13 protein-coding genes and 2 pseudogenes are annotated in these 18,190 nt (G+C 73.5%); 12 read left to right on the forward strand and 3 right to left on the reverse strand.

The features are described 5' to 3' along the window. Nucleotides 1–13: 13 nt before the first annotated feature. The 5 genes and pseudogenes from ACGFZ2_RS29105 to purB all read left to right on the forward strand — a co-directional run bounded on the left by ACGFZ2_RS29105 (nucleotide 14) and on the right by purB (nucleotide 6,180). Nucleotides 14–1,306 carry an acetyl-CoA C-acetyltransferase gene (locus ACGFZ2_RS29105; protein ID WP_393459026.1) on the forward strand — a complete coding sequence of 431 codons (1,293 nt, stop codon included), beginning with the start codon at nucleotides 14–16 and terminating at the stop codon, nucleotides 1,304–1,306. Nucleotides 1,307–1,450: 144 nt separating this feature from the next. Next, nucleotides 1,451–3,208, forward strand: coding sequence for a sugar ABC transporter permease (locus ACGFZ2_RS29110; protein WP_393459028.1), 1,758 nt, complete (start codon nucleotides 1,451–1,453; stop codon nucleotides 3,206–3,208). Between the two features lie 428 nt (nucleotides 3,209–3,636). Continuing rightward, a pseudogene (locus tag ACGFZ2_RS29115) lies at nucleotides 3,637–4,337 on the forward strand (TNT domain-containing protein). 24 nt (nucleotides 4,338–4,361) lie between these two features. Then, complete coding sequence (locus ACGFZ2_RS29120; RefSeq protein WP_393459031.1) at nucleotides 4,362–4,499, forward strand: hypothetical protein; 138 nt, start codon at nucleotides 4,362–4,364, stop codon at nucleotides 4,497–4,499. Between the two features lie 256 nt (nucleotides 4,500–4,755). Continuing rightward, nucleotides 4,756–6,180, forward strand: a complete 1,425-nt coding sequence (purB, locus tag ACGFZ2_RS29125) for an adenylosuccinate lyase (RefSeq protein WP_393459034.1) — start codon at nucleotides 4,756–4,758, stop codon at nucleotides 6,178–6,180. 116 nt (nucleotides 6,181–6,296) lie between these two features. Here purB and ACGFZ2_RS29130 read toward each other — a convergent pair. Continuing rightward, nucleotides 6,297–6,864, reverse strand: a pseudogene (locus tag ACGFZ2_RS29130) (YbjQ family protein). A 23-nt stretch (nucleotides 6,865–6,887) separates the two neighbouring features. Beyond that, nucleotides 6,888–7,571, reverse strand: coding sequence for a S1 family peptidase (locus tag ACGFZ2_RS29135; protein ID WP_393259862.1), 684 nt, complete (start codon nucleotides 7,569–7,571; stop codon nucleotides 6,888–6,890). 410 nt (nucleotides 7,572–7,981) lie between these two features. On the opposite strand from ACGFZ2_RS29135, the gene purS reads away from it, so the two are divergent. From purS to ACGFZ2_RS29155, 4 genes are all read left to right on the forward strand, one after another. Then, nucleotides 7,982–8,245: a phosphoribosylformylglycinamidine synthase subunit PurS gene (purS, locus tag ACGFZ2_RS29140; protein ID WP_030332194.1), complete on the forward strand. Its 264-nt coding sequence runs from the start codon at nucleotides 7,982–7,984 to the stop codon at nucleotides 8,243–8,245. After that, on the forward strand, nucleotides 8,242–8,925 hold the full coding sequence (purQ, locus tag ACGFZ2_RS29145; protein ID WP_393259865.1) for a phosphoribosylformylglycinamidine synthase subunit PurQ: 684 nt from the start codon (nucleotides 8,242–8,244) through the stop codon (nucleotides 8,923–8,925). The genes purS and purQ overlap by 4 nt, the downstream gene beginning before the upstream one ends. A gap of 130 nt (nucleotides 8,926–9,055) precedes the next feature. Further along, on the forward strand, nucleotides 9,056–11,764 hold the full coding sequence (purL, locus tag ACGFZ2_RS29150; protein WP_393259868.1) for a phosphoribosylformylglycinamidine synthase subunit PurL: 2,709 nt from the start codon (nucleotides 9,056–9,058) through the stop codon (nucleotides 11,762–11,764). A 4-nt stretch (nucleotides 11,765–11,768) separates the two neighbouring features. Further along, nucleotides 11,769–12,524, forward strand: coding sequence for a 2-phosphosulfolactate phosphatase (locus ACGFZ2_RS29155; RefSeq protein WP_393259872.1), 756 nt, complete (start codon nucleotides 11,769–11,771; stop codon nucleotides 12,522–12,524). 247 nt (nucleotides 12,525–12,771) lie between these two features. Here ACGFZ2_RS29155 and ACGFZ2_RS29160 read toward each other — a convergent pair whose 3' ends face one another. Further along, nucleotides 12,772–14,703, reverse strand: coding sequence for a carboxypeptidase-like regulatory domain-containing protein (locus ACGFZ2_RS29160; RefSeq protein ID WP_393459037.1), 1,932 nt, complete (start codon nucleotides 14,701–14,703; stop codon nucleotides 12,772–12,774). Nucleotides 14,704–14,863: 160 nt separating this feature from the next. Between ACGFZ2_RS29160 and ACGFZ2_RS29165 the strand changes: the two genes are divergently transcribed. The 3 genes from ACGFZ2_RS29165 (at nucleotide 14,864) to purM (ending at nucleotide 18,141) form a co-directional block, all read left to right on the forward strand. After that, entirely contained in the window at nucleotides 14,864–15,217 is a 354-nt protein-coding gene (locus ACGFZ2_RS29165) for a sterol carrier family protein (protein ID WP_393259876.1), read from the forward strand. A 171-nt stretch (nucleotides 15,218–15,388) separates the two neighbouring features. After that, nucleotides 15,389–16,927, forward strand: a complete 1,539-nt coding sequence (gene purF, locus ACGFZ2_RS29170) for an amidophosphoribosyltransferase (RefSeq protein ID WP_393459040.1) — start codon at nucleotides 15,389–15,391, stop codon at nucleotides 16,925–16,927. 59 nt (nucleotides 16,928–16,986) lie between these two features. Next, a complete protein-coding gene (gene purM, locus ACGFZ2_RS29175) occupies nucleotides 16,987–18,141 on the forward strand; it encodes a phosphoribosylformylglycinamidine cyclo-ligase (protein WP_350702130.1) in 1,155 nt (384 codons plus the stop codon). The last annotated feature ends 49 nt before the right edge of the window (nucleotides 18,142–18,190 follow it).

The raw sequence follows: 18,190 nt of genomic DNA on the forward strand, positions 1-18,190 counted from the left end.
AGGAGGCGGGATCGTGCAGAGCATCCGGCAGGTGGCGGTCATCGGCGGCAACCGCATCCCCTTCGCCCGGTCCAACTCGCGGTACGCGAGCGCGTCCAACGCGGACATGCTGGGTGCGGCGCTGGACGGGCTGGTCGCCCGGTTCGGCCTGGCCGGCCAGCGGGTCGGCGAGGTGGTCGCCGGCGCGGTGCTCAAGCACGCCAAGGACTTCAACCTGACCCGCGAGGTGGTACTCGGCTCGAAGCTCGACCCGCACACCCCCGCGTACGACATCCAGCAGGCCTGCGGCACCGGGCTGGAGGCCGCCATCCTGGTCGCCAACAAGATCGCCCTCGGGCAGATCGACGTCGGCATCGCCGGTGGCGTGGACACCACCTCCGACGCCCCGCTCGCCGTCAACGAGGACATGCGCCGCACGCTGCTCAGGCTCAACAGCGCCCGCACCCTCGGCGAGCGGCTGAGGATCGCCGCGAAGCTGCGCCCCACCCAGCCGTTCCGGCCGGAGATCCCGCGCAACGCCGAGCCGCGCACCGGGCTGTCGATGGGGGAGCACGCCGCCCGCACGGCGCTGCGCTGGCAGGTCGACCGGCAGGCGCAGGACGAGCTGGCGCTGCGCTCGCACCAGCGGCTCGCCGCCGCGTACGACCGGGGGTTCTTCGACGACCTGCTGACGCCCTACCTCGGGCTCACCCGCGACCAGAACCTGCGCGCGGACACCAGCCCGGAGAAGCTCGCGTCGCTGCGGCCGGTCTTCGGCGCGAAGGGCCCGGACGCCGAGCGGGCGACGATGACGGCCGGCAACTCCTCGCCGCTGACCGACGGCGCCTCCACGGTGCTGCTGGCCAGCGAAGAGTGGGCCCGCGAGCACCACCTGCCCGTGCTGGCCTGGTTCTCCTGGTCGGAGACCGCCGCCGTCGACTTCGTGCACGGCGACGAGGGGCTGCTGATGGCCCCCGCGTACGCGGTGCCCCGGATGCTGGCCCGGGCCGGGCTGACGCTCCAGGACTTCGACTACTACGAGATCCACGAGGCGTTCGCCTCGCAGGTGCTGGCCACCCTGGCCGCCTGGGAGTCGCCCGAGTTCTGCAAGGACCGGCTCGGGCTGGACGCCCCCCTCGGCCCGATCGACCGGGAGAAGTTGAACGTCAACGGCTCCTCGCTGGCCGCCGGGCACCCGTTCGCGGCGACGGGCGGCCGGATCGTGGCGACCCTGGCGAAGCTGCTCGCCGAGAAGGGGAGCGGGCGGGGACTGATCTCGATCTGCGCGGCCGGCGGCCAGGGCGTGACGGCGATCCTGGAGCGCTGAGCGCCCGCCCCCGCCGGGGTGGACGCTGTGCGGCGCGCGCCGCCGGCCACCGTGACTGTGCAGATCCGCACCTGGACACGGTGCCGGTCGGGTGGCCTAACCTGAGTCGCTCCCCGTTCCACTGCCGACCGGAGGATCCCGCCGGTGTCTGCCAACCCGACGTCAGTGCCCGACCCCAGGGCCCACCCGGCGCCGCCCCTCCCGGCCCCGTCCGGCCCGGCGCCGTCCGGGGGCGTCGGGATCGGCCGGACGGCCCAGGTGGTCACCGGGCTGGTGTTGCTCGTGCCGGCGGCCGTCGCCCTGCTGTGGTCGTACGTGCTCCCGTCGGTCAGCACGCTGGCGGAGAGCTTCCGGCGGGGCAGCGGGCTGGGCGGGCCGACCGAGTCCGCCGGCGGCGACAACTACGCGCAGGTGATCGAGCGGGGGTTCCTCGGCGACCTGGGCCACGCGCTGCTCCTCGCCCTCGTGCCGCTGCTGCTCGCGCTGCTCGTCGCCCCGCTGCTCGCGCTCGCCGCACAGCATGCCGGCCGGGTGCCCCGCCTGGTGACCCGGGCGCTGCTGGCCCTGCCGCTGGCCGCCTACGCCCCGCTCGCCGTGGGGGTGGCGTGGACGATGGACCGGTTCGAGGCCGACCGGGACGCCTGGACGCAGGCGCCCACGCTGACCGCCGTACGCGCCGTGGCGCTGCTGACGGCCGGGCTGGTGGTCGCGGTCGGTGCCACCGTCTTCCTCGCCGCGCTGCGCCGTGGCCCCGGCGGCGGCCGCTCCGGCCCGGCGGTCCTGGCCGTCGGCGGCGTGCTCGGGCTGGCCGTCGTCGCGGTGACCGTGCAGTCCTGGTCCCTCCAGTGGCCCGTCCTCGGCGGGCGGGAAGACCAGGTCGCCCCCCTGGTGCGGATCGTCCGGGAGAGCGTGGCCCGGTTCCAGTTCGGCGTCGGCGCCGCGGGCAACGTGCTGCTGCTCGCCCTGCTGGCGGTGCTCGGCATTCTCGCCGTCGTCCTGCTCCTGGTCACCCGGACGAGGATCGCCTTCACCGGGTGGCGCGACCGCCCGGCCGGTACCCCGACGGGCGCTCCGGCGGGCGCTCCGACCGGCACACCTGCGGGCATGCCCCCGGGCGTCCCGGCCGGTGCGCGCAACCCGGTCGCGCTCGGCCTGCTGGCGGTGGGGCTGCTGGCGTTCCTCGGCGTGCTCGCCTACGTGCTGGCGCCGTGGCTGCGGGCGCTCACCGCCGGGGCGGCGCTCCTGCCCTCCGGCGTCTCCACCGGCCAGGTCCAGGTCAACACCTGGCTGCCGCCGCTGATCCCGGCGGTGGTCGGGGTGGGCGTCGCCGCCCTGGCCGGCTTCGGCATCGGCGGCCTGCGCCCACTGGGCCGGGCCAGTGAGCTGCTCCTGCTGCCGTTCGCGCCCTGGCTCTTCGTCGGCGACGGTCCGCTGGCCATCGCCCATTTCGTCCGGGCCCGGGAGGCCGACCAGCTCAGCACCTTCGTCGGGCTGATCCCGCCGGGCTGGCTCTGCATCCCCGCGCTCGTGGTGTTCACCCTGCTCTTCCGGGGCCAGCGGGAACGCTGGGAGGCCGGTGGCGGGTTCGGGTCGACCATGCTCCTGCCCGCCCTGCCGATGCTGGCCGGCGCCGGGCTGCTGAGCTGGCTGGTCGGCGCGCAGAGCTGGCTGTGGCCGCAACTGGTCGTCGCGGACGTCCGGCACGCGCCGGCGACGAACCTGGTCCTCCTGCGGCTCGCGGAGTCCTTCGGCGACCCGGAGGCCATGCGAGGGCTCGTCGCCCAGGTCCTGCCGCTGCCGATGCTGCTTCTCTTCCTGGCCGCGTTCGTGGCGTTGCAACTGCTCTACCTGGACCGGCTCGTGATCGGGGCGGGGCCGTCGACGGGGGACCGAGCCCGCTGATCCTGGTCGGTGACCGGGCGTTCTCGTCCGGGCCCCGCCCTGTCCCGGGTGGTGGAGAACGACGCCGCCACCACCGCCGCAGTCGCCCGCCAACAGAGCGAACCCGCCCTGACCTGCGCGTACACACCTTCCGGTGGAAAAACAGCGCAATCCTCGCATTCATGTTCGAACATCCCGGCGATGAAGACGTCGATCGTCCTTCATCGGGAGGTTTGTCATGAAATCCAGACGTTGGTTACTCGCCGCACTCTCCGGCGCGGCCCTGGCCCTGCTCCCCGGCACCCCGTACCAGGTCGCCCCCACGGCGGTGGCCCAGGCCGCCGCCGCGCTCGCCGAGGACGACTCGGGCGCCGGCCAGGCCGGCGGAGCGCCGGGCCAGCGCCCCGGCGGGGCGGAGGAGCGATCCGGCGAGCCGGGCCAGCAGTCCGGTGGGGCGGACCGGCAACCGCAGCCGTCGCCGGGCCTCTGCCGCCCGGGCCTGCCGCCGAACGCGCCGGAGACCACCCAGTTCTTCGACGGCAAGCGGCTGCTCGGGCCGGCCCAGCTTCCGTACGCCTCGCCGGTCGGGCCGCTGCTCGCCGGCTATCAGCGGCTCGGCGCGCAGACCGAGAGCCGGTGGTTGCAGAACTACCACCGGCAGCCCGGCGGAGTTGCGCTTCCCGCCCGAGGACGGCTACGTCCTCGGCCCGCACGGCGAGCCGATCAAGACGCGGCAGACCCTGCTGCCCGGGTACCGCCTCGACCGTTTCGGCTTCCCCGGCGGCGCCTTCCTCTCCCCGCTCGGCACTCCGTTCAGCGCTCGCTCGCTGGCGCCGCAGAGCCTGAACACGCCGCCGATCCCGCCGCCCCCGCCGGGGGCCCACTGGCCAACTACCACACCTACTGCGTGCTCAAGCCGTTCGACGTCGACTCCGGCCCGATCGCGCCGTGGTTCGCCCAGCCCGGCCTGGGCACCCAGTTCCAGCTGAACCCGGCGTACGTGCCGCAGGCCGGTGGGAACCTGAACGTGCAGTGGCTGATCGACCACCACTACCTCGTCGAGGAGTACCTGGACGGCGTCGCCCCGCCGTGCACGGCGACCACCGTGCCCCGGCAGGGTGGTGTGGGCGGCGGGGTTCCCGTCTGCTGAAGCCCGTGGACAGGGAGGTCGGGAGTGGACCGGCACGAGGTGCGCAGCGCCCTGCTGGCGACCGGGATGTCACCGGACGCGTTCGAACTGGAAGGTGTGCACGAGCACGTGCCGGTCCCTCCCGACTTCTGGTTCCTGCGCCGCTCGTCGGGGGGACGGTGAGAGATCGGCGCCTACGAGCGCGGCAGGTACGACGTCCGGCTGGTGTTCGACACCGAGGCGGAGGCGTGCGCGGGATTGTGGCGGGCCCTGACGGGCCGTCCCGCCCCTTCGTCCTGAGGGCGGTCGACCGACCGGTCGCCGCGACGCGCGGCATGCCGGGGCGACGACGCTCCGCCCACCCCGCCCTGCCGAGAGCCGTGGCACGTCGCGGGTCTTCGGCGAAGGCACGCGAGAGGGGCGTGCAAGACTGAGGTACGTGACGACGATCCCCAACGTGCTCGCCAGCCGGTACGCCTCGCCCGAGCTGGTCGCCCTCTGGTCACCGGAGCAGAAGATCCGGATGGAACGGCAGCTCTGGCTCGCCGTGCTCCGGGCGCAGCGGGACCTCGGCGTGTCCGTCCCGGACGGCGTGGTCGAGGCGTACGAGCGGGTGCTCGACCAGGTCGACCTCGCCTCGATCGCCGAGCGGGAGCGGGTCACCCGGCACGACGTGAAGGCCCGGATCGAGGAGTTCAGCGCGCTCGCCGGGCACGAGCACGTGCACAAGGGGATGACCTCCCGGGACCTCACCGAGAACGTCGAGCAGCTCCAGGTGCGGGCCTCGCTGGAGCTGGTCCGGGACCGGGTGGTCGCCACCCTGGCCCGGCTGTCCCGGTTGGCCGTCGAGCACTCGGGCCTCGTCATGACCGGCCGCTCGCACAACGTCGCCGCGCAGGCCACCACGCTCGGGAAGCGCTTCGCGTCGGCCGCGGAGGAGCTGCTGATCGCGTACGAGCGGCTGGACGACCTGATCAACTGGTACCCGCTGCGCGGCATCAAGGGCCCGGTGGGCACCGCCGCCGACCAGTTGGACCTCTTCGACGGCGACGCCGACAAGGTGGCCGAGCTGGAGCGCCGGGTGGCCGAGCACCTCGGCTTCTCCCGGGTGCTCGACAGCGTCGGCCAGGTCTACCCGCGTTCGATCGATCTGGCGGTGCTCTCCGCGCTGGCGCAGATCGCCGCCGCGCCGTCCTCGCTGGCCACGACGATCCGGCTGATGGTGGGCCAGGAGTTGGCGACCGAGGGCTTCAAGCCGGGCCAGGTCGGCTCCAGCGCGATGCCGCACAAGATGAACACCCGGTCCAGCGAGCGGGTCAACGGCTTCGCGGTGATCATCCGAGGCTACCTGTCGATGGTCGGCGAGCTGGCCGGCGACCAGTGGAACGAGGGGGACGTCGCCTGCTCGGTGGTCCGCCGGGTCGCGCTGCCGGACGCGTTCTTCGCCGCCGACGGGCTGTTCCAGACGTTCCTCACCGTGCTGGACGAGTTCGGCGCGTACCCGGCGGTGGTCAACCGGGAGCTGGAGCGCTTCCTGCCGTTCCTGGCCACCACCAAGATCCTGGTGGCGGCGGTCCGGCGCGGCGTCGGGCGCGAGGTCGCCCACGAGGTGATCAAGGAGCACGCGGTCGCCGTCGCGCTCGCCATGCGCGAGAAGGGCGCCGCCGAGAACGACCTCTTCGACCGCCTCGCGGCGGACGGCCGCCTGGGCCTGACCCGGGGTGAGATCGACGCGCTCGTCGCCGACCGCACCGCCTTCGTCGGCGCCGCCCCGGCCCAGGTCGAGGCAGTCACCCGCCGAGTAGCCGCCGTGGTCGAAGCCCACCCCAAGGCCGCCACCTACACCCCACCCCCCATCCTCTAACCCCACCCCTCCCACCCCCCACCCCCACTGCCAGCGTTGATCATGAAGTTGTTGCCTCGACACGCCGACGGGCGGGCAACAACTTCATGATCAACGGGGCCAAGGGGGCGGGTGGGTCAGGAGTCGCGGGTGGGGGTTTCGGCCGCCGTGCGGAGGGTGGGGGCGCTCGCCGGCTCGGCGATGCCGCCCGGGGACTCGGCGAAGGCGGGGTCGTGGGCGGTCTCCGCGGCGACCAGCGGCTGGTCGGGGGGCATGACGTCGGGCACCTTGGGCACCACGATCACCGCCGTGCCGTACGCGCAGATCTCCATCCACATCTCGCCGCAGTCGCGGCTGTCGAAGCGCATGCCCACCACGGCGTTCGCGCCGAGGCGGCGGGCCTCCTCGCCGAGCCGGGCCACCGAGTCGGTACGCCACCGGGTCAGGTTGTCCGGCGCCATCGGGTCGTACGCGCCGCCGCGCAGGTTCTTGACCCCCTCGCGGTACGGGTTCCGCGTCCTGGCCATCGACGACACCACTTCGCCGAGGATCTGGCGGATCTCGTACCCGGGTAGTTGCTCCGTCGTCACGACCAGCACGTTTCCGATGCTGTCAGGGCGACCCCGCACCCGATCGCGAGCCTTGTTCACCTGATCGGATGCTGCAAAACGGCGCGGCGCGGACGGCCGGCGCGTGGCCGGCCATCCGCGCCGCCCGGGCGCTAACCGTCAGACACCGGCCACGGAGGTGATCCAGGCCCGGTTGTACGCGACACTGCCGTAGTTCTGGATGCTGTAGCCGTCGGCGGTCGAGGCGACGCCGACCTGGCGGCCGTTGTAGAACTGCGGGCCGCCCGAGTCGCCCCGCCACGCGTTGCCGTTGATCCGCGTGCTCCGGATCGCCTGGCCGCCGTACGCGTCGGTGGCGCTGTTGCTGGTCACCTGGACGCTCGCGGTCTTCAGCTGGCTGGCGGCGGAGCAGCCGCTGTAGCAGGTCATGCCCCAGCCGTAGATCGAGTTGGTGGAGCCGATCGGCGGGTTGCTGCTGGCCAGCGTGACGTACGAGGTGCTCACCGAGCTGGACAGGCGCATCAGGGCCAGGTCGTAGCGGCTGTAGGTGGCGCTCACCGTGCGGGTGACCCCGCCGGAGGAGCGGTAGACGCTGCCGACCCGGACGGACATGGTGCCGCCGAGGCAGTGCCGGGCGGTGAGCACCCACTCCGGCGCGATGATCGTGCCGGAGCAGGTGAACGATCCGTTGCTGAACACCGCGGCGGCCCACGGGGCGGACGAGACTGTCCCGCCGCCGATGATCGGCTGCGGGCCCGCCGGGGCGGCGAGGGCGCCGGAGCTGGCGCCGAGCAGGCCGGCCGCTGCGGTGGCCAGCACTGCGATCATGGATCGGATGCGCATGGGGGCTCCTTCGGGGATGGGCCCGGGGTCACCGGGTCGAGCTGTCGGCCGGCGGTCGGGGTGGCCGGCGACCGGGTACGTCCCATCGACGTATGACGATGTGCGGTAGGGCTCCTGAGATGTCGTTCACAAGAGTTTCATCGAACTTCATCAATGACGATGGTGGTCCGTCGGTCGATGGCGGTGGGCGTCCCGGCGGCCGGAGTGGGGCGAAACGGGCTGGTCGGCAACGGAAACGCATCGGGATCGCAACGAACCCGTATCGGTCTCCCGCCCCCGCGCCAGGAATGCCGATCGCTGCCTGAACTGCGTCCGGCCGGTGCGTCCAGGGCCGGATCTGCCAGGTAGGCTGGCTGCGCTCGCCCGTTGTGGGTCGGCACCCAACTGCGTACACAGTCAGGAGTGCCCCAGTGCCTCGCGTCGTCGTCGACGTCATGCTCAAGCCCGAGATCCTCGATCCGCAGGGCCAGGCCGTCGCAAACGCGCTGCCCCGGCTCGGCGTCAGCGACGTCGCCTCGGTTCGGATCGGCAGGCGGATCGAGATCGAGTTCACCGGTGAACCGGACCTGGACCGGGCCCGGGAGATCGCCGACAAACTGCTCGCCAACCCGGTCATCGAGGACTTCACCGTCCGCCTGGTCGAGGCCGACGAGACCGCGGACGCCCGCTCGTGACCGCCCGGGTCGGCGTGGTCACGTTCCCCGGCTCGCTGGACGACGGGGACGCGGCCCGGGCCGTCCGCATCGCGGGCGCCGAACCGGTCCGCCTCTGGCACGGTGACCCGCGGCTGCACGGGGTGGACGCCGTCGTCCTGCCCGGCGGCTTCTCCTACGGCGACTACCTGCGCTGCGGGGCCATCGCCCGGTTCGCCCCGGTGATGGAGACGATCGTGGACGCGGCCCGGGCCGGCCTGCCGGTGCTCGGCATCTGCAACGGCTTCCAGATCCTCTGCGAGGCCCACCTGCTGCCCGGGGCCCTCACCCGCAACCAGCACCTGCACTTCCGCAACCGGGACCAGGTCCTGCGCATCGAGTCGGTCGGCACCGCGTGGACGAACGCGTTCCAGCCCGGCCAGGAGGTGCTGATCCCGGTCAAGAACGGCGAGGGCTGCTACGTCGCCGACACCGCGACGCTCGACCAGCTCGAAGCCGAGGGCCGGGTGGTCGCCCGCTACGTCGGCGGCAACCCCAACGGGTCGCAGCGCGACATCGCCGCGATCACGAACCACGCCGGCAACGTGGTCGGCATCATGCCGCATCCCGAGCACGCCGTGGAGGCGCTCACCGGCCCCTCCCTGGACGGCCTCGGCTTCTTCACCTCGGTGCTCAAGCACCTGGTGGGGGCGCCAGCGTGAGCGCGAGGAGTGAGCCGGGTCTGCGAGCCCCGCAGTCGCGAACAAAGTGCGGGGCGGTGACCGTGCGCGGCGGCATCATCGGTCGGCTCACCCGCCCTCAGGGCGGCCCTGAGCGCAACGAGGAGAGGTCATGACCAGCCATCCGGACGAGGTACGGGAGACCCCGGAGGCCTTCCCGGCCGCCCCGGCGCAGCCGGTGGAGCCGCGTCCGGCCGCGCCCACCGGGCCGGCGACGGCCGACTGGGCGGCCGGCCTGGACACCGTGTCGCACGCCGTGGACACCCCCGGTGAGCTGCAGCCGTACGCCGAGCTGGGGCTCCGCGACGACGAGTACGACCGGATCCGGCACATCCTCGGCCGCCGGCCCACCCAGGCCGAGCTGGCCATGTACTCGATCATGTGGAGCGAGCACTGCTCCTACAAGTCGAGCAAGGTGCACCTGCGCCAGTTCGGGGAGAAGGCCCCGCCGAGCGACCGGCTGCTCGCCGGCATCGGCGAGAACGCCGGCGTGGTGCAGGTCTCCGACGAGCTGGCGGTGACCTTCAAGGTCGAGTCGCACAACCACCCCAGCTTCGTCGAGCCCTACCAGGGCGCGGCCACCGGCGTCGGCGGCATCGTCCGGGACATCCTGGCCATGGGCGCCCGCCCGGTCGCGGTGATGGACCCGCTGCGCTTCGGCGCGGCCGACCACCCCGACACCGCCCGGGTGCTGCCCGGCGTCGTCGCCGGCGTGGGCGGCTACGGCAACTGCCTCGGCCTGCCGAACATCGGCGGCGAGGTCGTGTTCGACCCCTGCTACCAGGGCAACCCCCTGGTCAACGCGCTCTGCCTCGGCGTGCTGCCGGTAAACCGCCTGCAGAACAAGGCCGCCGCCGGCCCGGGCAACGTCGTGGTGCTGATGGGTGCCAAGACCGGCCGGGACGGCATCGGCGGCGTGTCGGTGCTGGCGAGCGCCACCTTCGACGAGGGCAGCGAGCAGCGCCGCCCGTCGGTGCAGGTGGGCGACCCGTTCATGGAGAAGCTGCTCATCGAGGCCTGCCTGGAGCTCTACGACGCCCAGCTCGTCGTCGGCATCCAGGACCTCGGCGGTGCCGGCCTGACCTGCGCGTTGACCGAGACCGCCGCGGCGGCCGGCACCGGCATGCGGGTGTGGCTGGAGCGGGTGCCGCTGCGCGAGCCCTCGATGGAGCCGCACGAGATCCTGGCCAGCGAGTCGCAGGAGCGGATGCTGCTGGTGGTCGAGCCGGAGAAGCTCGACGCCGTGCTCAAGACCGCCGAGAAGTGGGGCGTCTGGGCCACCGCGATCGGCGAGGTCACCCCGCCGGCACCGGACGGCCAGCCGGGCCGGGTGGTGATCACCTGGCGGGACCAGCTCGTGGTCGACGTGCCGCCGGGCTCGCTGGTCGACGACGGTCCGGTCTACGCCCGCCCGATGCGCGAGCCGGCCGACCTGATCCTGCTCCAGGCCGACCGCGCGGAGACGCTGCCCCGGCCGGCCGACCCGGAGGCGCTGCGCGAGACCGTGCTGCGCATGATCGCGTCGCCGAACCTGACCGACAAGACCTGGGTCACCGAGCAGTACGACCGGTACGTGCTGGGCAACACCGTGCTCGCCCAGCCCGAGGACTCCGGCGTGATCCGGATCGACGAGCGGACCGGGCTCGGCGTGGCGCTGTCGGTGGACGGCAACGGCCGGTACGCCCGCCTCGACCCGTACCACGGCACGAAGCTCGCGCTGGCCGAGGCGTACCGGAACGTCGCCGTCACCGGCGCGAAGCCGATCGCCGTCACCAACTGCCTGAACTTCGGCTCGCCGGAGGACCCGGGCGTGATGTGGCAGTTCGCCGAGGCCGTCCGTGGCCTGGCCGACGGCTGCGCCGAGCTGGGCATCCCGGTGACCGGCGGCAACGTCAGCTTCTACAACCAGACCGGCGCGGCGGCCATCCACCCGACCCCGGTTGTCGGCGTGCTCGGCGTGCTCGACGACGTCGCCAACCGGGTGCCGATGGGCTTCGTGCCGCGCCCCGGCGGCGACCACGACCAGCTCTTCCTGCTCGGCGAGACGCACGTGGAGCTCTCCGGCTCGGAGTGGGCGTGGGTCACCCACGAGCACCTCGGCGGCGTACCCCCGCAGGTCGACCTGGCCCACGAGCGGCGGTTGGCGGACCTGCTGGCGGAGGCTGCCCGGGTCGGGCACCTCAGCTCCGCGCACGACCTCTCCGACGGCGGCCTCGCGCAGGGCCTGGTCGAGTCCTGCCTGCGGCGCGGGGTCGGCGCCCGGATCGCGGTGCCGGAGCGGTTCGCCGGCGGCTCGATGCCGTTCGTCTACCTCTTCAGCGAGTCCGCGGGGCGGGTCCTGGCCTCGGTGCCGCGCGGCCACGAGAAGGCGTTCACCGCCCTGTGCGCCGAGCGCGGGGTGCCGTTCGAGCTGATCGGCGTCACCGACCCGGCCGGCGGCGCGCTGGAGGTGCACGGCCAGTTCCGGATCGGCCTGGACGAGCTGCGCGCCGCGCACACGGCGACGCTGCCGCGCCTCTTCGGCGGCTCGGAGGTCGTGCGGGTGCCGGCGCCGGCAGCCGGCGTGGCCGGTGCGGTCGAGGCCGTGCCGCTGCCCGACGCCGAGCGGGCCGAGGTGGCGCCGGTGGACCCGGCGGACGTCGCGTCCGAGCCGATCGCGTCGGCCGGGCCGGTCCCGTCGACCGGTGCCGTGGCGCCGGTGGAGGCCGCGGCCCCCGCACCCGAGGAGCCGGCCGCCGAGGTCGCCGACGACCCGACCGGGGCCGACGCCGACCCCGACTCCGGTGACACCGAGCAGTCCTCCGCGCCCGATAAGCGCTGAGGCGTTGGCCGCGGCCGTCTACGCCCAACCCGGATCCGGCGCCCGGTTCGACTGGGGGCTGACGGGAGCGGCTGAGTTCGGCCGGGTCTGCGCGGTGCTGGTGGTGGTGGACGTGCTCTCGTTCACCACCGCCGTGGAGGTCGCCGTCGGGCGCGGCATGCGGGTGCACCCGTTCCCATGGGGAGAACAGGCGGCCGACTACGCGCGACGGGTGGGCGCGGTCGCCGCGGTGGGCCGCCGGCAGACGACCCCGGAGCATCCGTGGTCGCTCTCGCCGGCGGCGCTGAGCACCGCGCCGGTCGTCGCCGACCTCGTGTTGCCGTCGCCCAACGGCTCGGCGATCAGCGCCGCGGCCAGCGCCACCGGCCTGCCGGTGGTCGCGGCCTGCCTGCGCAACGCGCGCGCCGTCGGGCGCTGGCTGCGCCGTCACGGGTACGGCTCGACGGACGCCCCGATCGGCGTGGTCGCCTCAGGCGAGCGCTGGCCGGACGGTTCGCTGCGCCCCGCCGTGGAGGACCAGCTCGGGGCGGCCAGCGTGCTGGACGCCCTCTCGGGGGTGACCGGCGGTCTCTCCGTGGAGGCGGCCATGGCGCTCGCCGCGCTCGCCAGCACCCCCGACGTCCCCGCCGCGGTACGCGGCAGCGTGTCGGGCCGCGAGTTGGTCGAGGGCGGCTTCGCCCAGGACGTGGAGATCGCCGTCCGGGTCGGCGTCTCCGACGTGGTCCCGGTGCTGCGCCAGGGCGTCTTCTCCGCCGCCTGACAGTTCGCCGACGCCCTGCCGCCCGCGGGCCGCGCCCGCCCTGGCACCTGACGGCCGCCCGCGCCCGGCCGCCCGCCGGGACTGCGCGACGCCCTGCCGCCCGGGCATCAGCTCACCCGCGTTTGCCGGGCTGTCGTCGCCTCAGCAGACCGACTGACGGTGCCGCGCGCCACCACGGCGAGGGCCGCCCGGGGATCCCGGACGCCCTCGCCGTGGTGCGCTGTCGTCTTCGGCTGTGCCCGTGCGGTCAGTCGTCCAGCCAGTCCAGCCGGCGACCGCCCCGGTCCTGCTGCGGCGGGCCATCCGGGCGGCCGCGCCCGGCCTGCGGGTCGTCGTAGCCGCCGCCCTGCTGGCCGTAGCCGCGGTCGTCGTAGCCGCCGCCGCGCTGCTGCGGGGGCTCCTGGCCGTAGCCGCCCTGCTGGCCGTAGCCACCCTGGTCGTACGACGTGGGCTGGTCGTAGCCGCCCTGGCCGTAGCCGCCGCCGCGCTGCTGCGGTGGCTCCTGGCCGTAGCCGGGGTCGTCGTAGCCGCCGCCGCGCTGCTGGTCGTAGCCGCCGCGCTGGTCGAAGCCGCCGGTCGGCTCGCCGCCCCGCCCGTACGGCGCGGTCTCGGACCGGCCGTAGCCCTGGCCCTGCTCCGGCTGGTAGACGCCCGTCGCGTAGGGATCGGCCGGGGCCGGGTACTGCGTGGACTCGCCGGTGTAGCGGCCGGTCGGCTCGTCGTAGCGGTCGCCGTAGCCCCGGCCGCCTCCGGCTCCCGCCGAGTAGCCGGCGGCACCCGCGGCGCCCGCAGCGCCGGCCGGAGCGCCGTAGTCGTGCCCGCCGTAGCCACCGCCCGAGGCGGGGGCGTTGCCGTAGCCACCGCCGGAGGACGGCGCGTTGCCGTAGCCACCGCCGGAGGACGGCGCGTTGCCGTAGCCACCGCCACCGTAGCCGCCCGAGCCGGCGGGCTCGTCGCCATAGCCGTTGCCGGCCCAGCCCTGCCCCGCGCCTGCCGCGCCGTAGGGCTGCGGGGGCGCGCCGTACGGGTCCGGCGGCACGTCGTCGACCACGGGACGGTGCATCATCGTCGGGGCGTCGCTGAGCGAGGTGCCGCCGACCATCGTCGGGTCCGGCCCGGCGCCGGCCCGGTTGACCACCCGGGTCTGGTCGTCCACGCCAGCGCCCCGGTACGCCCCGCGCGCCGCCGGGACCGCGCCCGCCGCGGCGGCGCCCGCCGGGGCGTCGTCGCCCTCGTCGCCGTTGTCCTTGCGCCGCATCCAGAGCAGCACGATGGTGCCGACGCCCGCGGCGACGAGCAGGCCCCCGAGCAGGATGATCAGCCAGGAGCCCATGCCGCCGGAGTCCTCGTTGCTGGCGTTGGCCGCCGCGCCCGGGCTCGCCTCGGTGCTTCCCCCGTCGGTCTCGTCGAGAGCCTCGTCCGTGGGAAGCGGCTCGTCGGTGGCCGAGGGGGTGGCGCTCGGGGTCGTCTCGACCTTGATCGCCAGGGCGATGCGCTGGCCGGTGATGCTCTGGCCGGCGCTCGCGTCGAAGCTCTTGGTGCCGTAGACCTCGCCGACGTTGGCGCCGACGGCGAGCCGGCCCGGCACGATCGGCTTTTCGGTGGTGCCGGTGAAGCGGAAGTTGCCGCTGTCGTCGCTGACCGTGTCCCGCGTGTTGCCGGCGCCGTCCTTGAGCATCACCACGGCGTTCGGCACGGCCTTGCCGTTCGCCTGGACGACCACCTTGCCGGAGACCGACCGGACGGTCTGCGTCTGCGACGGACTCGGCTCCGCCTCGCGGCCCCTGACGGTCAGGTTGAACGAGGCGCCGCCGGAGCCCGAGACGTTGACGGTGACCTGCTGCCGGTCGACGCCCGGAGCGTTGTTGGCCGCCCGCAGCCGAACCTCCGGCGACGCTGTCTCTCCGAAGTTCAGCTCGACCTGCCCACAACCCCGGACGCACTCGACCCCCTGCGGCAGACCCGCGAGGCTGAGGTTGACCGACCTTTCGGTGGGGCTCGTCGGAGTGATCGAGACGGTGACCGACGTCTCGTTACCCGCCTGCACCGTGGCAGAGTTCGGGGACACCTTGACGTCGGCGGCCAGGGCTGGTGTGGCGGGGACAGCGAGCAGAGCGCCGACAACCAGCGCCACGACCACACCGGCCCGCTGCTTCCAGGCACGTCGGTGTGTTGACACGTCCACCGCCTTCCGGACTGACTTCCCTCGACCGGCGGGGCGCCGGGCCGGGGATCATCACGGTACGAATACGCCGTTGGCAACTATGCCTTGTCTGACCGGAACGGCGCGACCCAGGGCCAGCGTGTGACGCGCTGCGTTCGAGTCGTATCGTCCCGTCGTGTCCTCTCCGCACATAAAGTCCGCCGCGGTCGCGGCGGCGTTGTCGGCGCTCGACGAGGGGCGTACGCCCGAACGGCCGGTCCTCCGAGATGCGGTCCGTGCCCTCTTGACCGCCCTCGCGGAGCGCGCCCCCGGCCGATCGGTGGAGGTGCGTGTCCCACCTTACGGCGCAGTTCAGTGCATTCCCGGGCCTCGACACACCCGCGGCACCCCGCCGAACGTCGTGGAGATGGATCCGGCGACCTGGCTGGCGGTGGCGACCGGGCGGCTCGACTGGGCCGAGGCGATCACCCAGGGTCGCGTGCGGGTGAGCGGAATCCGGGCCGACCTCTCCGAGCACCTGCCCCTCTAGCTGCGGCGACGCGCAGGGGCTGGTGACGTTCGGGAGCCAGATCGTGACTTTCTGTGTCGACGCGGATTCGCGTACACTGTCAGGCGACGACAGTGGTCCCGGCCGAGGAGTGCGAGTCCCGCCCCCCGCGTGGTTCGCCAGGCCGGTCCAGACCAGCATGAGGGAGCGCAGGTGCCCCGAGGCGACGGCCGGCTGAGCCACGACCTTGATCCCCAACGACCAGGCCCCCAGGACGCGTGTGGCGTCTTCGGTGTCTGGGCGCCCGGGGAGGAGGTCGCAAACCTCACCTACTTCGGGCTATACGCCCTCCAACACCGTGGCCAGGAGGCCGCCGGCATCGCGGTGAGCGACGGCTCCGGCGTCGTGGTCTACAAGGACCTCGGCCTGGTCGCCCAGGTCTTCGACGAGCCGACCCTGGCCAGCCTGCGCGGGCACGTGGCGATCGGCCACGCCCGCTACTCCACCACCGGCGGTTCGACCTGGGAGAACGCCCAGCCGACCATCCGGTCCACCAGCTCCGGCACCACGATCGCGCTGGCACACAACGGCAACCTGGTCAACACGGCCGACCTCCAGCGTGAGGTCACCGAGCGGGGCCTGGTCGCCGACGGCTCGACCAACGACACCTCCCTGGTGACGATGCTGTTGGCCAGCCGCCCCGACCTGTCGGTGGAGGCGGCCGCGCTGGAGGTGCTGCCGCAGCTGCGCGGCGCGTTCAGCTTCGTCTTCATGGACGAGTCGACCCTCTACGCGGCCCGCGACCCGCACGGCGTACGCCCGCTGGTGCTGGGCCGGCTGGAGCGCGGCTGGGTGGTGGCGAGCGAGACCGCCGCCCTGGACATCGTCGGCGCGAGCGTGGTCCGCGAGGTCGAGCCCGGCGAGCTGATCGCGATCGACGAGGACGGCCTGCGTTCCAGCCGGTTCGCCGCCCCGGAGCCGAAGGGCTGCCTCTTCGAGTACGTCTACATCGCGCGTCCGGACGCCACGATCGCCGGCCGCAACGTGCACGCGGCCCGGGTGCAGATCGGTCGCCAGTTGGCCAAGGAGCATCCGGTCGAGGCCGACCTGGTCATCCCGGTGCCGGAGTCCGGCACTCCGGCCGCGATCGGCTACGCCGAGGAGTCCGGGATCACCTACGGCGCCGGCCTGATGAAGAACCCGTACGTCGGGCGCACCTTCATCCAGCCGTCGCAGACCCTGCGCCAGCTCGGCATCCGGCTCAAGCTCAACCCGCTGCGGGCGAACGTCCGGGGCAAGCGGCTGGTCGTGGTCGACGACTCGATCGTGCGCGGCAACACCCAGCGGGCGATCGTGCGGATGCTGCGCGAGGCCGGCGCGCTGGAGGTGCACGTGCGCATCTCCTCGCCGCCGGTCAAGTGGCCGTGTTTCTACGGCATCGACTTCGCCACCCGGGCCGAGTTGCTGGCCAACGGGCTGGACACCGAGGGTGTCCGCCGCTCGATCGGCGCCGACACGCTCGGCTACGTGTCCCTCTCCGGCCTGATCGCCGCCACCGAGCAGCCGAAGACCCGGCTGTGCCGCGCGTGCTTCGACGGGGAGTACCCGATCGAACTGCCCGCCGGCAACCTGATCGGCAAGCACGTGCTCGAGGGGGTGGGCCGGCGGGTCACCGCGGCGCCCGACGCTCCCGAGCACACCACCCCTCCGCTCGTCGCCACTCCGGGCGGCGCGACAACACACCGCCCGTAGCACCACCCGGCGCGGCCGGTCATCGCCGGCGCGGCGCCAGAACCACAAAGGGGAGAACCGTGACGCACGTGTCCGAGCGCAGCGGCGCAGGAAGCAGCCCGACCGGCGCCGGCGGCGACCGTCAGCCCTGGACGGCCGGCACCGGCCGGCCGGCGCGCAAACGGTCGGTCTCGTACGCGGACGCCGGGGTCTCGATCGAGGCGGGCGACCGGGCGGTCGAGCTGCTGAAGTCGAAGGTGAAGCAGACCCGGCGCCCGGAGGTGATGGGCGACCTGGGTGGCTTCGCCGGGCTGTTCCGGCTGGACACGAAGAAGTACAAGAACCCCATCCTGGCCTCGTCCACCGACGGCGTCGGCACCAAGCTGGTGATCGCGCAGCAGATGGACATCCACGACACGGTCGGCATCGACCTCGTCGCGATGGTCGTCGACGACCTGGTCGCCTGCGGCGCCGAGCCGCTCTTCCTGCTCGACTACATCGCCACCGGCGAGGTCGTGCCGGACAAGGTCGCCGAGATCGGCGCCGGCATCGCCGACGGCTGCCGGTACGCGGGCTGCGCCCTGCTGGGCGGCGAGACCGCCGAGCACCCCGGCGTGCTCCGCCCGGACGAGTACGACATCTCCGCCACCGGCGTCGGCGTGGTGGAGGAGGCCGACATCCTCAGCCCGGAGCGGGTCGAGGTGGGCGACGTGGTGATCGCGATGCGCTCCTCCGGCCTGCACTCCAACGGCTACTCCCTCGTCCGGCACGTGCTGCTGGGCGCCGGCCGGATGCGGCTCGACGTGGTGATCGACGACTTCGGCCGGCAGCGCACCCTCGGCGAGGAGCTGCTCACCCCGACGAAGATCTACGCGCAGGACTGCCTCAAGCTGATCGCCGAGGCCGAGGTGCGGTCCATCGCCCACGTCACGGGCGGCGGCATCCCCGGCAACCTGGTGCGGGTGCTTCCCGAGCACGTCGACGCGGTGGTCAACCGGTCCACCTGGAAGCCGCAGCCGATCTTCGACCTGATCCAGACCAAGGGGCGGATCGAGGACCCGGAGATGGAGGCGACGTTCAACATGGGCGTCGGCATGTTCGCGATCGTCTCCGCCGAGGACGCGGACCGCGCGCTGGCCACGCTGACCGGCCGCGGCGTCGACGCGTGGCAGGCCGGCGAGATCATCGAGGGCTCCGGCAACGTGCAGATGATCGGGCAGCACACCCGGGGATGATGATCACGCTCCGGTGACCGTACGAGCATCTGATCAGGGCTTCACCCGA

Origin of the sequence: Micromonospora sp. NPDC048063 (assembly GCF_043202855.1) — a bacterium.
GTDB lineage: Bacteria > Actinomycetota > Actinomycetes > Mycobacteriales > Micromonosporaceae > Micromonospora.